Origin of the sequence: Tropicimonas marinistellae, from assembly GCF_001509585.1 — a bacterium.
Classification (GTDB): Bacteria; Pseudomonadota; Alphaproteobacteria; order Rhodobacterales; family Rhodobacteraceae; genus Tropicimonas; species Tropicimonas marinistellae.
In genome coordinates this window covers 57,483-71,829 of the sequence record NZ_LNCI01000015.1, presented here as the reverse complement: position 1 = coordinate 71,829, position 14,347 = coordinate 57,483, and the positions used below count along the sequence as shown (strand labels likewise).

At 61.9% G+C, this 14,347-nt stretch carries 12 protein-coding genes; 2 read left to right on the top strand and 10 right to left on the bottom strand.

Features of this window, described 5'->3' with window-relative positions; translation table 11 throughout:
- Nucleotides 1-32 precede the first annotated feature (32 nt).
- The 3 genes from ARC39_RS23510 to ARC39_RS23500 all read right to left on the bottom strand — a co-directional run bounded on the left by ARC39_RS23510 (nt 33) and on the right by ARC39_RS23500 (nt 3,013).
- Nucleotides 33-935 carry a sugar ABC transporter substrate-binding protein gene (locus ARC39_RS23510; RefSeq protein WP_068118744.1) on the bottom strand — a complete coding sequence of 301 codons (903 nt, stop codon included), beginning with the start codon at nt 933-935 and terminating at the stop codon, nt 33-35.
- Between the two features lie 264 nt (nt 936-1,199).
- On the bottom strand, nt 1,200-2,174 hold the full coding sequence (locus ARC39_RS23505; protein ID WP_068118741.1) for a D-2-hydroxyacid dehydrogenase family protein: 975 nt from the start codon (nt 2,172-2,174) through the stop codon (nt 1,200-1,202).
- A gap of 17 nt (nt 2,175-2,191) precedes the next feature.
- Nucleotides 2,192-3,013: a universal stress protein gene (locus ARC39_RS23500; RefSeq protein WP_068118737.1), complete on the bottom strand. Its 822-nt coding sequence runs from the start codon at nt 3,011-3,013 to the stop codon at nt 2,192-2,194.
- Nucleotides 3,014-3,177: 164 nt separating this feature from the next.
- On the opposite strand from ARC39_RS23500, the gene ARC39_RS23495 reads away from it, so the two are divergent.
- Nucleotides 3,178-4,068, top strand: coding sequence for a LysR family transcriptional regulator (locus ARC39_RS23495; RefSeq protein ID WP_068118735.1), 891 nt, complete (start codon nt 3,178-3,180; stop codon nt 4,066-4,068).
- Between the two features lie 32 nt (nt 4,069-4,100).
- On the opposite strand, the gene ARC39_RS23490 is transcribed toward ARC39_RS23495, so the two are convergent.
- The 7 genes from ARC39_RS23490 to ARC39_RS23465 form a co-directional block, all read right to left on the bottom strand.
- Nucleotides 4,101-5,786 (bottom strand): thiamine pyrophosphate-binding protein, encoded by a 1,686-nt coding sequence (locus ARC39_RS23490; protein ID WP_068118733.1) that lies wholly within the window; start codon nt 5,784-5,786, stop codon nt 4,101-4,103.
- Nucleotides 5,783-6,895 carry a 4-oxalomesaconate tautomerase gene (locus ARC39_RS23485; RefSeq protein ID WP_068118732.1) on the bottom strand — a complete coding sequence of 371 codons (1,113 nt, stop codon included), beginning with the start codon at nt 6,893-6,895 and terminating at the stop codon, nt 5,783-5,785. The genes ARC39_RS23490 and ARC39_RS23485 overlap by 4 nt, the downstream gene beginning before the upstream one ends.
- Nucleotides 6,896-6,904: 9 nt before the next feature.
- The gene (locus ARC39_RS23480) at nt 6,905-8,917 is read right to left on the bottom strand and encodes a tripartite tricarboxylate transporter permease (RefSeq protein WP_068118730.1); all 2,013 of its coding nucleotides are present in this window, start codon (nt 8,915-8,917) and stop codon (nt 6,905-6,907) included.
- A 63-nt stretch (nt 8,918-8,980) separates the two neighbouring features.
- On the bottom strand, nt 8,981-9,646 hold the full coding sequence (locus ARC39_RS26320; RefSeq protein WP_236545369.1) for a type 2 periplasmic-binding domain-containing protein: 666 nt from the start codon (nt 9,644-9,646) through the stop codon (nt 8,981-8,983).
- A 63-nt stretch (nt 9,647-9,709) separates the two neighbouring features.
- Complete coding sequence (locus tag ARC39_RS26315) at nt 9,710-10,078, bottom strand: hypothetical protein (protein ID WP_236545367.1); 369 nt, start codon at nt 10,076-10,078, stop codon at nt 9,710-9,712.
- Nucleotides 10,079-10,244: 166 nt separating this feature from the next.
- Nucleotides 10,245-12,047, bottom strand: a complete 1,803-nt coding sequence (locus ARC39_RS23470; RefSeq protein WP_068118728.1) for a gamma-glutamyltransferase family protein — start codon at nt 12,045-12,047, stop codon at nt 10,245-10,247.
- 12 nt (nt 12,048-12,059) lie between these two features.
- Nucleotides 12,060-13,091 carry an AbrB family transcriptional regulator gene (locus tag ARC39_RS23465; RefSeq protein WP_236545365.1) on the bottom strand — a complete coding sequence of 344 codons (1,032 nt, stop codon included), beginning with the start codon at nt 13,089-13,091 and terminating at the stop codon, nt 12,060-12,062.
- 923 nt (nt 13,092-14,014) lie between these two features.
- Here ARC39_RS23465 and ARC39_RS25895 point away from each other — a divergent pair.
- Nucleotides 14,015-14,233 carry an Lrp/AsnC family transcriptional regulator gene (locus ARC39_RS25895; protein ID WP_068118721.1) on the top strand — a complete coding sequence of 73 codons (219 nt, stop codon included), beginning with the start codon at nt 14,015-14,017 and terminating at the stop codon, nt 14,231-14,233.
- The last annotated feature ends 114 nt before the right edge of the window (nt 14,234-14,347 follow it).

The window sequence follows — 14,347 nt, the reverse complement described above, 5'->3', positions numbered from 1 at the left end:
TGTCCTCCCCTTTCGTGTTCCGTTCTTGTCCTTCAACCCGTGGCGACCTCCTCCCAGGTCGGTAGTGGGCGGTCGTTGTAGTCCCGGTTCCAGTCCGCGCAGTTCTCCGCGGTGACGATTTCAACCGGCAGAATGATCTCGCGCGGGATCTGTTTTCCCTCGAGCAACCGGATTGTCGCCAACGTCCCGGCGCAGGCGATCTTCATCGCGTCGAAGGCGGCAGTCGCCAGAAGCGCCCCCGACAACAGTGCCGAAATCGCTTGAGGCATCGCATTGACACTCACCACAGGCATGGACCTGCCAGCCCTTCGGATTGCTTCAATGACGCCAAGCGCCATGAAATCATTCGCAACCATCGCGCCATCCAGATGCGCTTGGTTGGCAAGGATCTTTTCCATTGCCGCTTCCGCGTCGGCGCGCTGGTAATAGCCCACCGCCTGCGCCGCGAGCTCGATGCCCGGTGCGGCGGAAATGGCCTTCAGAAACCCCTCCGTGCGCGGCGCACTGGTTTCGGAGGCAGGATTGCCCTCAATGATCGCGACACGGCCTTCGCCTCCGATCTCGGCTATGAGATGCGCACCAATCGTCTCCGCCAGCGCGCCATTATCGGAGGTCACGAAACAGGCAGGCGCGATCGCCGCTGACCGACTGACGAAGGAAATCACCGGCAGCCCGGCTTCCTGCACATCGGCAAGCACCGGGTCCAGAGCCGCGGGATCCGCCGCTGCAAGCATGATCGCATCCGGGTTCATTCGTAGCGCCTCGGCCAGCAGCGCCGATTGTTCCACGGCGTCGTCCGGCTGGGTCGGATAGAGCGATGTCATCCCGTAGCCCGCCGCCGCAGCCACCCTGCGAGCACCGATCCGGGCGCCCTCATAGGCAGGGTTGGTCCCGTTCTTGGTGATGCAAACGATATGCCCTGCCCGTTGCGCCATGTTCGTAGCGGTTGCTCCGTTTCCGTCGGTTGCGACGGTAGTTCACGTCGGCGGCTTCGGCGAAAAACGAAATATCAATGCGTGTATAAGAAAACCTGATATGCGCACGTGCAGCAGGGTCGGCGCTGCCAGAGTGTCCGTTCCCTCAGCTTGCCTAACCGCTTCACCCCGCCAGCCAGGATTGCCCTTCGCCTTCGTCTCGTAAGCGTTTCGGACCATGGGGTTAGCCCCCATGCCCATGACCGGACAGGCCGCGACACGCCCTCATCGATCAATGGTCTCCGGGTTGATCACGTTGATCGGTTCACCGGACGCGAATGCCTCCACCTGGTCGAAAATATCGGAGAACTGGACCTCGAATTCGTCCTCTGTGACATAACCGATGTGGGGTGTTGCCAGCACGTTGGATCGGTTCAGGAGGGGATGGGACGGATCGAGCAGCGGTTCCTCATCGAAGACATCAATCGCAGCAAACCCAGGCCGGCCAAGCTCAAGCGCCTTTTCCAGAACGCCCGGCCCCATCAACCCTGACCGCGATGTATTGACCAACAATGCATCCGGCCGCATCCGGGCGAGATCCTCCGCGGTGACAATGCCCCGGGTCCCCGGCTTGAGTCTCAGATGCAGGCTCACGATATCGGGTTCGGCAAAGAAAGCCTCCCGGTTCGCCGCGACGCTGGCACCATCGGCCCGCGCCTGCGCCCGCCCGTCTTTTGACGCCCACCAGATCACGCGCATGCCGAGTGAATCGGCATATCCGGCGACTGCCCGGGCAATTCGCCCATAGCCGTACAGGCCGATTGTCCGGCCCCTCAGACTGCGTCCAACGCCGGACATCCAGTTGCCGGACTTAAGGGACTGGACCTGTTGTGGGAGCTGCCGGAAGCTTGCCAGTATCAGCGCAAGAGTCAGTTCCGCCGCCGCGAAATTGGGTCCGTCGGCCTTCATGTTCGAACAGACCAGGACACCGTTTCGCGTGCAGGCCGGCACATCGATATGGGGATACGCGCTTCGCTGACTGATCAACTTGAGATTGGGCAGGCGCTCCAGAAGTTCCGCGGATATCGCGGTACGTTCCCGAAACAGAACCAGCGCCTCGGCCTCCTGCAGCCGCTCGGCCAGAATGGCCGGATCGGAAATATGATCCGTCCAGACCGTGACATCGTGCCGGTCGAGCTTCGAAAAACACGACAGCCCGCGAAGCGTGTCGAACCAGTCGTCCAGAATGTGAACCTTCATTCTCTCAATCCCTTCGATCAATGCGACATCAGCACAGGCAGTCGTGCCGAACCGATCACGGCCGATGTCACCCCGCCGACCAGTTCCACGCGGAACTTCGAATGTTCATAGGCACCCATGACCAACAGGTCTGGCCTGTGCGCGTCGCACCAGCCAAGGATTTCGGAGGCGATGCCAGCCTCTCCCGGAAGGTGGATGTGATCTCCCTCCAGACCGTGGCGCGCAAGAAATGAAAGCGTTTCCGCTGTCGACACGGGCAATTCAGCGCCGCCGCCCGTGAGCAGGGTCACTCGGTATCCGATCCCGAGGATCTGGATCGCATCCGACAGCGCGCGTGCAGCGGCGCGTTTTCCGTCCCAGGTGACGGCCGCATTCCCGTTTCGGAAAAATGACTCGGCACTTCCCGGAACGATCAGGATCGGCCGCCCGCTGCGCAAAGCAATCTGGTCGGGATGCAATTGCACATGTGGATCAACCCCCTCGCCCAGAGGTTCCCCAAGAACAAGGAGGTCATGTGCCCGAGACATCCTGCACAGAACGTCATCGACCTTCCCCTGCACGGCCTGAAACGTGACCCTGTCCCCGAGGTCCAATTCAGTCACCTGCGCGGCATAGGCGGTTTCAATCTGCGCGATGGTCTCGGCGTTGGCCCGCCGGATGATGTTGCGTGCGGTCTCCGGTATCCAGCGGCCCTCGAACGCGTAGTCTTCATTCGCCGCATGGGCGAGAAGAACCTTGATATGCGCCGCGTGCCGCTTGGCGAGATACGCGGCGCATGTAAGGGCGTTCCGGGATGCGAGCGTGCCATTATAGCCAACGAGTATGGTTCGGAGGGTCATTGCAGCGTCCTTTGGCGAGGGAGGCTCACTGGCGGATCAACATTACGCGTTGAAGGCGTTTTCCCGATAGCACCGATGGAGCAATAGCAACATGATCGAAAATCATGTATACATCCCATTCGTGAATTACGTTCATACCAATATCCGCCGTGGGAGATCTCGAATTGCGAACCGACTACCTTGGGCTCGAAGCCTTCGTGGCAATCGCCGAACTCGGCAGTTTCAAGAACGCGGCGACCTATCTCAACCTGACCCAAACGGCCCTCAGTCATCGCATCCGGAAACTGGAAGCGAATCTTGGCGTCCAGCTTCTTGTCCGGACAACCCGCGAATTGTCGCTGACCAGGGACGCACAGGATCTTCTGCCGCAGGTGCGGCGGGATCTGAGCCGGTTGTCCGACGCCTACGAATCCCTGCGCAACAGAGGTCGGGCGCAACAGAAGTTGTTGTCCTTCGCCTGTGTTCCGACGGTCGCCTACTCGCATCTCCCTGCGATTCTTCCGCAATTCTCGGCGGAGTTTCCGGAAATCGCGGTCAAACTCCATGATCAACCCATTTCCGGGATCTACAACCTCGTCGAAGAAGGGGAGGTCGAGTTCGGAATCTCGTTGATCGCTGCCCAGCGAAGCGACCTGCACATAGAGGTGCTTTGCCGGGAGCGGTATGTTCTGCTCATTCCGCACAAGCACCCTCTGGCTCGGAAAGCCAGTGTCACCCGCCGGGACCTTGCAGGGCAGACCTTCGCAAGGATTTCCACCCAATCCGCCAACCGGCAATTGGTCGATCGTTCGCTTGGCGACGTTCGGGACGAGATAGACTGGCGCTACGAGGTGCAGAACCCCGCGATGGCCATGAGCCTTGTGGCCGCGGGCGCGGCGCTGACGATCTTGCCCGAGATTACGGCCAGGCTGGCGTGGGACACGCTTGTCACTCGACGATTCAGCGACGTCGAGATGACGCGCACCCTCGGCGTCCTGACCCGCCGGGGCATGCCGGTTTCGGGGCCGGGCCAGCGGATGCTCGAAATGATCGGCCGGAGCCTTGTTTCCGATTGATTCAACTCTCGTGGGCGCCGTTGGCACCGAATTCACCTCGTGCTCTTGGGTTGGACAAGTTGCGGATGGGCGCGACGAATGACGGGCGAAACGACGCGATCCGACACCGGGATGTCCCAGACCGCCGCGCCTTCCTCCGTTCGAAAGGTCTCCTGCAATCGGGGAATTTGAGCGAGATCGTGGAGCGTCTCTCCGACGACTCCGAAGCCTCGTGAGATAGATGCAAGGTCAGTGTGGCCGAAGACGGCTCCGGAATCGCTCAGCCCCTCGGCGCGCAGCTTGTGGATTTCCGACCCATATGCGCCGTCATTCATCACCACGATCAGTATCTTCAGGCCATGCCGCCTGATCGTCTCCAGTTCCTGCACGTGCATCAACAGGCTGCCATCGCCATCAAACAGGACAACCGGTCGGTCCGGACGCGCCGCCGCAACGCCCATGGCAAAGGAAATACCATTCCCGATGGCGCCAAACTCACGGATCGTCAGGAACCGGTCATTGGGCCGCGATGGCATGTGGGCGAAGAAAAACGAGCAGTGGCCGGAGGAATTGACCAGTTCCCAATCCATGGGAAGGCTGGATTCGAGCGCGGCAACCACGGCGCGCGGGTCATGCCGGTCAGGTTCGATCTCGAACGGGTGACTGTCGGGCGGTTGGGTCGCGATGCGGTCGCGAAGGTGGACCGTGCGCCACTTTGGAGGACGATGCGGGACGCGTTCAATCAAGGCCTCCACGCCGAGGCGAGCATCCGCTCGCAGATGCGCGTCCGCCGCGATCCGTCCCTGGCTGACCGAAACGGGCGAAACATCCACCTGCAGGAGGCGTGCTTTCGACCACAGGTTCCCGTTGTCGGAATTGTGCCTCGCCAGCGAACAGCCGACGGCAATTACCAGATCAGCATCGGCCAGGCATTCCCGGGCAATTTCGGAGGAGAACCCGCCCGCAACGCCGAGCGAGAACGGATCGTCGCAAAAGAGACCGCGCGCTGGCAGGGTCGTCGCAAGCAACCCATCACATTGTTCGGCAAGTGCCTTACAGGCGGGGCCGGCGCCCGCCTCGACGGCGCCCATGCCCGCCATGACGACGACCCGCCCGGCACCTTGGATCACGTCGGCGGCACGCGTCACGTCATCCGGGTTTGCCGCCATCGGGGCTACCGCAGGAAGCAGGGTCCCGGACGGGGCCGGCAAATCCATCGGGCCGGTCCATGGCAGCGCCTGCAAATCGAAGGGAACACCGAGAACGATCGGGCGCCGTTCCTGCCGTGCCTGAAGAAAGGCGTCGCGAACGGCAACCGGCATTCGCGGCGGGTGATGCAACGTGTGATAGGCCGCGCCCGTTGCCGTGACCAGCGGCCCCTGGTCGATGGCTTGATTGTACCAGCCGGCGCCGAGCGGTGCCTCGCCGGCAAAGACGACAAGAGGCAGACTAGCCCGGACGGCCGCAGGCAGGGCTGTCATCAACTGCGTGAGACCCGGCCCGCAGGTGACGGTCGCAACGCCAACGCCGCCCGTCTTGCGCGCATAAGCCATCGCCGAGACCACGGCACAATGCTCGTGCCGGACATAGATCATTCGGCATCCAGTCTCCGCCAGACGGGTGCCCCAGTGCATGTTCGCATCGCCAAGAAGCGCAAAACAAGTGTCCACGCCTTCCTGGCGGAAGGCTCTCGCCAGCATGTCATACACGCGAAGGCCACCGTGTTGGGGAATACTCATGCGAGACCTCCGGAACCCGGTTCGCGTGCCAGCGCGGCATCCGGCACAAACACTTCGCCGCGCGCAATGAGCCGGGCAGTGCGAATGACCCCTGCCGAACGAAAGTCGAGCGCGCCTCCAACGCAGCGGTAGTCGACAGTCACCTCGGTCATTCCAACCGGATTCTCGATCCGAACGACGGCCGGCGACCGGGCGATAGGCTCCGCTATGCCCTCGGCGACCGTGCCCGGGCACAGGGCACAGGCGGCAAGACATTGCGAGCCGGTGATTGCCAACGTCGGGTGGCACGCCCAGGGCATGAAATAGCGCGCGCGGAAATGTCCGCCCGCGACCGGTTTCGAGATCAGACCGATCTTCGGGGTCACCGATTTAGAGACCTCCCCAAGCCCCATGCGTCGGCCGGCTTCGCGCCGGAGCGGCTCCATTTTTTCGAACAGAGGCCCGTTTCCGTCCAGTTCGACCTGGCTCTCGCCGCCGGTGACCCCGAAGTCCTCCGCACGCGCGATGACCATGGGCATCGCCACGTCCATGCAGGTGACGTCGATTCCGTTGATGGTTTCTTTCAGGTTCCCAGTGGGCAGCATCGCACCCGTTTTTGACCCGACGACGCCAAGGAAGTTGAGCGTAATCGGGGCCGCCCGTCCGGGCACGCCATCAACTGCGATGTTCCCCTCATAGGTTACCCGCCGTTCCGGCGTCTCCACGATCGCCTCGATCAGAGCCCCGGTATTGACCGCCCGGATGCGCACGGGCGTCTTTCCGTCGCGCGCCTCCACCAGCCCCATCTCGATGGCTGCCGGACCGACGCCGACGAGGATGTTGCCGCAGGTCGGTCCGAAATCGACCAAGGCCTCCTCGACCGCGACCTGCGCGAAGAAGTAATCGACATCCGCCTCCGCGTCCGTCGACCGGCTCAGTATGGCAACCTTGGTCGTCACCGCATTGCCGCCGCCGATCCCGTCGATGTTGAGCGGATTTCCAGCACCGATGACAGAGACCAGCACCTTGGCCAGCGTGTCGCGATCGTCCGGCAGATCCCGCCGCCGGAAATACGGACCGCGAGAGGTGCCACCGCGGAGGAACCAATAGGGAATGGCAGTCTGACTCATGGTCTCTCCTTAGGTGAATGGCCAGGGAAGCCGGACGAATTCTTGCAGCAGACCGGGCGGAAAATCCCGGTGCAAGATACCGGCCATCGAGCAGAGAAAGCCGAGCCCCGCCGCCGTGAGCAGAAGGGTACGCGTCCAACTGACACCCGCCCGCACTCGGAGGAAGGCGATGAAGAACACTACCAACGCCAGGATAAACCCGACCAGCGCCGACAATCCGAGAAGGAAGAGCAACCAGGCGAGTGATGCCCAGAGGCCATGTGGCGCGTCTCCATCTTCGCCGGTCTCCCGGTCGGCAAAAATCGCATCGGAGTCGGGTGCGCGCATCATTCGGAAGAGAAGTACGAGGCAACACAGGATGGTCACGAACGAGATCGTCACGGGAAAAACCTTGTCGCTCGTTAACCCGATGGACATGGCGTCGGCCCAGGCCACGACGAGGTAGGCCGTCACCAGCAACAGAAACACCACGGGCGCACGCTTTCTGCCCGTCGCGACGTCGCCCTCGGGCAGGATCTGTTTCGATTGCCGCACACCGAGGATGACCGACACGATTGTGAGCGCCAGGATCCCCAGCACGAGTGGCGACGCGACATAGTCCAGCCCCTGCTCCATCCCCTTGCGGAATTTCGCGCCGGCCACCTGATTTGCCATATTGGTGAAATTCTCGGCCTGGTAGGACAGGACGAAGCCGATCAGGAAAGCCGGCCGCGACCAGTCGAAACGGCGCAGGAAGATCCCCAGCGCTCCGACACAGACCAATGCCACGAGATCACCCAGCGACTGGCGCGACTGGAACGCGGCAAAGGAGATCATCATGAACAGGAAGGGCGCGAGAAGAGTGAAGCGAATGGTCGTCAGCCGCGCAATCGGACCCGAGAGCAGGATACACAGCCCCGCCCCGACCACGTTCGCCAGCGCCAGCGACCACACGATCGTATAGGTCACATCCAGATCGTTTCGGATCATTTGTGGCCCGGCGTCATAGCCAACCAGCCCCAGCCCGCCCAGAAAAATCGCCATTGAACCCGAGCCGGGTATGCCGAAGATCAGCGTGGGTACAAGCCCGCCGCCCTCCTTGGCGTTGTTCGAGCTTTCCGGGCCGATCACGCCGCGGATGTCGCCGGAGCCGAAGGCGGTTTTGTCCTTGGCCGACTGCACCGTGTGCCCATAAGCGATCCAGTCCACGACCGAGCCGCCAAGCCCCGGAATGACGCCTACGATCACACCGATGATCGAACAGCGAATGGACAGGAAGATATTTGCCAACCAGTGCCGAATGCCGTGAACCCAACCTGAGCCGAGCGCGCCGCTACGGGAGATGGCTTGATCGCGACGCAGGAGCGCGACGATCTCAGGCACCGCGAAAATGCCAAGGCCCACGACCACCAGTGACAGCCCGTCGATCAGGTAGGGGATGTCATAGGTTGCCATGCGCAGGCTTCCCCCTGCACCCGCCTCACCAATCGTTCCCACCATGAGCCCCAGACCGGCGGCTGCCACGCCCTTGAGCGGAATCCGTCCCGCCAGAATGGCCACCATCGACAGCCCCAAAAGGGTGATCATCAGCATTTCTGGCAGACCGAACGCCAGAACGAGCGGGCGCGCGATCAGAATGAAGAACGTGAGCACGCTCGCACCGAGCAACCCGCCAAAAAGGGAGGAGACAAATGCCGCCGAGAGCGCGCGTGCCGCCTCGCCCTTCTTTGCCAGTGGAAAGCCGTCCAGCACTGTCGCCTGGCTTGCCGAAGACCCCGGGATGCCCATGAGAACGGAGGCAAACGTGTCCGATGTCGGGATCACGGCGATCAGCCCGACCATCAGCGCAAGCCCCGAGACGGGTTCCATGCCGAACATGAACGGTAACACCAGCGACAAGCCGGCAATGCCGCCGAGACCGGGGAAGACCCCGACGGACAAGCCCAACAGAACACCCAGCACGAGGAATGCCAATTGCTGCGGGTGCAGGATCAAGCCGAAAGCGTCGCCCAGCGCGGGAAGGGCGGTCGACAGAAGCTCCATGAACGGATCTCTCTCGTGAACGGTTTCTGCCCGCCACGATGCCAGTCGCAGCGGGCAGTACCATCAATTCAGTTCGACGCCGTAGCGTTCCTTGAGCCAGTTCTGGACGAACGCCTTTGCGTCGTCGTTCACGACAGTCCCGAGCGTCAGCGTTTTCCTGGCCGCTTCGCCAGTCATCTGCGGATAGATGCCGAGCGTCGCCTCGCTCAGTTCGGCAAAATCCTCCCGCGCCAGTACGGCGTCGAATGCGACGGTATACGTATCGATCGCCTCCTGCGGTGCACCATTGGGCAGGAACACCATCTTCTGAGCCGGGAAGCCCGCGATCATGAACGCCTTCCAAGCATCCCAGGCCTCGCCTGACGTCTCGCAGGCAGGTGTCGCTTCGCAGACTTCCTTGAAGGACGGCACATCGGGAAATGTCGGGTCGCGGACAACGTTGCCATCGCCATCCAATGCACCCCAGGTCATCATCGGCACGGCATCGCCCTGCTCGACCAGCGGCACCACACCCTTCAAGTAGGCGGCTGAGGTCTGGTAGTCGATATTGGCCTCACCACGTTCGAACATCAGCCGGCCATCGCCCCGCCCCTTGATGCCGAACACGGGCTCAACCGACATGCCAAGCATTTCCCATGCCAGAAGTGGCACGAGATCCAACCGGGTCGCCCCCTGGCTGCCCCAGATGAAATCCGTATCGGCCAACCCGGAGGCGTCGAGCCCATCCACCTTTTCAGCGAGATCGGGCGGAAGGAAAGCGACGCCACCCGTGCCCGAAGCAAGAACGACATTTCAGTCGCTGTACTCATACTTCACACGGGGATCGCCGAGAAGGTAGGGAAACTGCGTCGATCCAGAGGAGCCGAAAACCAGTGTTCCATCCTCGTACTCCTGGTCCTGGAACCAGTTCGCGCCCTTGGTGGACCCTGCCCCCGGCATGTATTTCACGACCACCGTGGGATTACCGGGCAGCGCCTCGCTCAGCAGCGGCGCAAAAAAGTTCGCCCATTTCGCCGAACCACCGGATTCCGAGAAGGGAATGACGAATTCTACCGTCTGGCCGCTCAGATCGAGCCCATCGCCAGTTGCCGATGTCGCGCCTGCGATTATGGATGCAGAAAGAAGCAGGCCGCCGAAGGCAGCCGGTCGCCGATTGGTCATTGTGTCCTCCCAATGTGCCGGCCCATTGCCAAACCGGCTTTGATGCAATCGCGGATATTGACCGGGCCGCGTTTCTTGCCCTTTCCGCTTGTTGCCTCAGGAGGATGGCATTCCAATCCAATGCCAACAAATTCTAGTTTTTGGCCTATTAATGAAAATCTCTCATCTATCTTCCGATGGCATAGGCCTGCATCAGCCTCGGCGTCGCCGCGGCGCCGAGCAGCCCGCCCGCATCGCGCCGTGTTGCCGTCAATCTGCCGATGGCCCAGGGTGAAGACACCTCGATATCATGGCCGCGACGGCGCAGGTCGTCGACAACTGCCTCGTTGAAGGCTGGCTCCATCATCAGATGGCCGGGTCGGCTCGCCCGCGGGTAGAAACTCGCCTGAAGGTGCGCCGTGTGGAACAGGGGCGCGTCGATTGCCTGCTGAAGGTTCATGCCGTGATGGATCAGCCGCATCAGGAACGCCAGTTGCCATTGATCCTGCTGGTCGCCACCGGGCGTGCCAAAGGCAAGGCGGGCGCCATCCGGACCCATAGCCATCGACGGTGACAATGTCGTTCTGGGGCGGCGGCCGGGCGCCAGGGACGTGGGCAAACCCTCCTCCAGCCAGAACATCTGCGCCCGGCTGTTGAGCGGCACGCCGAGGCCCGGAACGACGGGCGAGGATTGCAGCCATCCACCGGAAGGCGTTGCCGAGACCATGTTGCCCCAACGGTCGATTACATCGATATGAACCGTGTCACCCTGCCTCTCGGAAAGGTGCGCCATCGTCGGCTCGCCGACACCGACGCCGACTGCGGAATCGATCGCCAGCGTAGATCGGCGCAGAAACGCCTCGGCCTGCCGCTCGAAACCGGCAATCCGTCCGGGACGTTGCGAAACCGACGCAACCGCTTCGACTTGCTGCCGCCTTTGCCGTCCATAGTCGCGCGAGAGCAGCTGTTGCATGGGGATGTTGCTGAATTTCGGATCGCCGAAGTAGGTCTCACGGTCGGCGAATGCAAGCTTCAGACACTCCGTCAGCAGATGGACGAAATCCGCACCTTGCGGATCTAAACCAGCGATGCTGTCCCCTTCGAGAAGTCTCAACGCCTGAAGCAGCACAGGCCCCTGGCTCCAGGGACCGCATTTCCAGACTGTCCACCCGTGATGATCGACCGAAAGGGCGGGCTCGTACGCCGCCTCCCAGCTCGCCATATCCTGCCCAGTCAGCACGCCGCGGCGACGCTCTCCGGTGGAATCCATGACGCAGGCATCTCGAAGAAACGCATCAATGGCCTCAGCGACGAACCCCTCTCGAAAGGCGCGCCGGGCGGCCTCGATCTGCGCAACGCGGCCGGATTTCGTTTCTGCCTCGGCAAGGAGGTTTTGCCAGAACCGGGCGAGCTGCGGGTTTCTGAAAAGGGCGCCCGGCGCGGGCGCCCTGTCTCCGGGCAGCCAGACCGCCGCAGATGTGGGCCACTCTTTTCGGAAGGCTTCGGACAAGCCATCAATAACGTTCGCCGCGCTTGCCAGCATGGGATGACCATGTTCCGCGTAATGAATGGCCGGCTCAAGAACGTCCCGCAAGGACAAACGCCCATGATCCCGCAAGATCAGCATCCAGGCGTCAAAGGCGCCGGGAACAACCGTGGCCAGAAGCCCCGAGCCCGGCACGAGATCCAATCCCTGCGAACGGTAATTGTCGATCGTCGCATCCGCGGGCGCAACGCCCTGCCCGCATACCACGGTCGGCTCCGGCATGCCTTCCGGCCAGATCAGCGCTGGCATGTCGCCCAGCGGCCCGTTCAGATGTGGCTCCACGACGTTGAGCGTGAACCCCATGCCAACAGCCGCATCGAATGCCGTTCCGCCAGCCTCGAGCAGTTTCATCCCCACGGCCGAGGCAATCCAGTGCGTCGAGGCGACAACGCCGAATGTCCCGGTGATTTCAGGCCGCGTGGTGAAGGGTATGTCCATTGTCATTGTTTCATCGCTTCATGGGTCCGACTTCGATCTCTGCACAATCGGAGCCCCCACGATGACTGTTACCATCCGCACGAGGTGATGGGTAATGACATAGGCAATGTCGGCTCCCGCCACGATTGCAAGCACCGCCATCTCAGCCTGCCCACCAGGTGAAAATGCAAGGATCGCTTCGGTCATTGGCGCGAAGCCAGCCCAATAGGCGATGCTCGCAAATATCGCGGAAAGAACCGACAGGATCGCAACGTATCCCAACGCGGCCAGAACGACCCGGCGAAGTTCACCGACGGTGATACCGACATATTTCACCCCGACCGTCGCCCCAATGAAAAACTGTGCCGCAAGGATCGCCTCGACTGGCGGGCGATGGTGAATAACACCTGTCAAACTCGCAATCGCCGCGAGGATCAAGGGTCCGAGAATGGACGCGCCAAAGAGCCCAACAGCTTTCGCCCCCCACCATCCGGCAATGGCAATCACGACCATCAACACCAACTCCAACGCGGGAATATCGGCAGCCGGTTCCCCTGGTGGGCGATCCAACGGAACGTCGAGTGCCCAACTCAGGATCAAGGGCAACACGGTGACGATCACGAGGATTCTGGTGGCATGGACAAGGCTCAGAACGCGGGGCGAACCTCCGGCTTCTTCGCCAAAAACGAGCATGTCCTGCAATCCCCCTGGCATCGACGCGTAGTAACTCGTGGCCGGGTCGAAGCCCCAAAGCCGCCGAAAATACGGATACCCGGTCAATCCGATGCACAGAATGAACGGCGGGATCAGGGCAATGGAAAGAACCATCTCGCCGATCTGATCGACGAGGGATGGCGTGAGGGACGCTCCAACGGCGACGCCCAGTACAGTCCGCATCGCCGTGCTGATCCGTGGAGCGCCAGCAAGGCGCACCCCCGCAAATGCGGCCAAGAGGCAAGCGAACATGGGTCCAAGGAGCCAGGGAAGTGGTAGCCCCAGGAATCGGAACACTGCAACACCGAGCAGCGCAATTGCAAAGGATGCCAGTTTCCGTTTCGTTTGCTGGGTCATTCGCCGAGGCATCCTGGTCGGTGCTGAGGGTTCGTCTCTCTATGCGTCGCGGCTGTTCTCCCCGCAGCCGTGACGAATCCTCGGTGAAATCTCGGATCCAAGCGCGCCACCTTGGGTGCGTCAAACCCAGCAACCAACAACCCGTCAAACACGTCGACTGGTCCGGCGAGTTCGTTGACCGGCGCAAGCCGTGCCTCAAAAGGCGCAACAACTCGGTCGAAGATGACACGCCTATCAAAGCGCCCAACGGTTTCCGACCTTGCGAAAGTTCGGATAGCCGCGCCAATGCGCAGACGGTGCTCTGCTTTGTCGCCGTTCCTCACGCGCTTGCCCGGGCAACAAATGCCGGAACGTGAGAACTCATCAAGCAGCTCATAGGCCAATCCGCTTTGCATTGGGCGAGTATGATCCGATCTGACCCCACCAATTTGGCCCGCAACCAGGAGTCCGAAGACATTGTATGCAATCGGATGCGAATGGATGCAATCCGTCTTGGCTCACTACTGACGCGCGCGACTGAGAGCGACGGCTGCGTACGAAGAGCGCGAATGCAGTGCCGGTCCATTTGGGTCCTCTGACGGGTGGAGAACGGCGGCATGCGCTTGACGGAGTACCAATGGCCGTCGCGCCATCCAATCTGCTGTTCGTCGCGACTTCACCGAGAAGACACTTGGTCCAACCCGGAACGAATGCCCGTGCTGCGAACCTTATTCTGCAAATCGCTGGTGGTGTGCGACCGCTGCGGTCCACCTGGGACGCTTCGCCTGCAGCCGCGCCGATCCGGCGTCTGTCGGCAGGCGAGGCACGGGTGCGCACAGCCGTCCTCAACGACGACACCGCGCTCGGCATCTCTGTCACAGAGGCCGTGGGATAAGTCCGCCCAGCGGAAGGGGAACCTCGGCCATCAGCCGAAGGGCGCCGACATGGATACGCTGGATGATTTCGACCGGAAGCTGCTGGAGCTGCTCAGTATCGACAGCCGGCAGACCGGGCAGCAACTCTCAGGCAAAGTCAGACTCTCTGCCGCCGCCTGCCTGCGCCGTGTTCAGCGGTTGCGAAAGATTGGTGCCATCGAGCGGGAGGCGGCCATCGTTTCACCCCGGGCGGCTGGCCCATCGGTCACTCTGCAGGCGATGCTTTAACTTACCCGTGGCCAGCCCGACCGGATCGACCGGCTCCGGCGCAAGCTCCTGCGCCTGCCACAGGTGGAGAAGCTAAACCACGTAACCGGCGACTTGGACCGCTCACTTTTGACA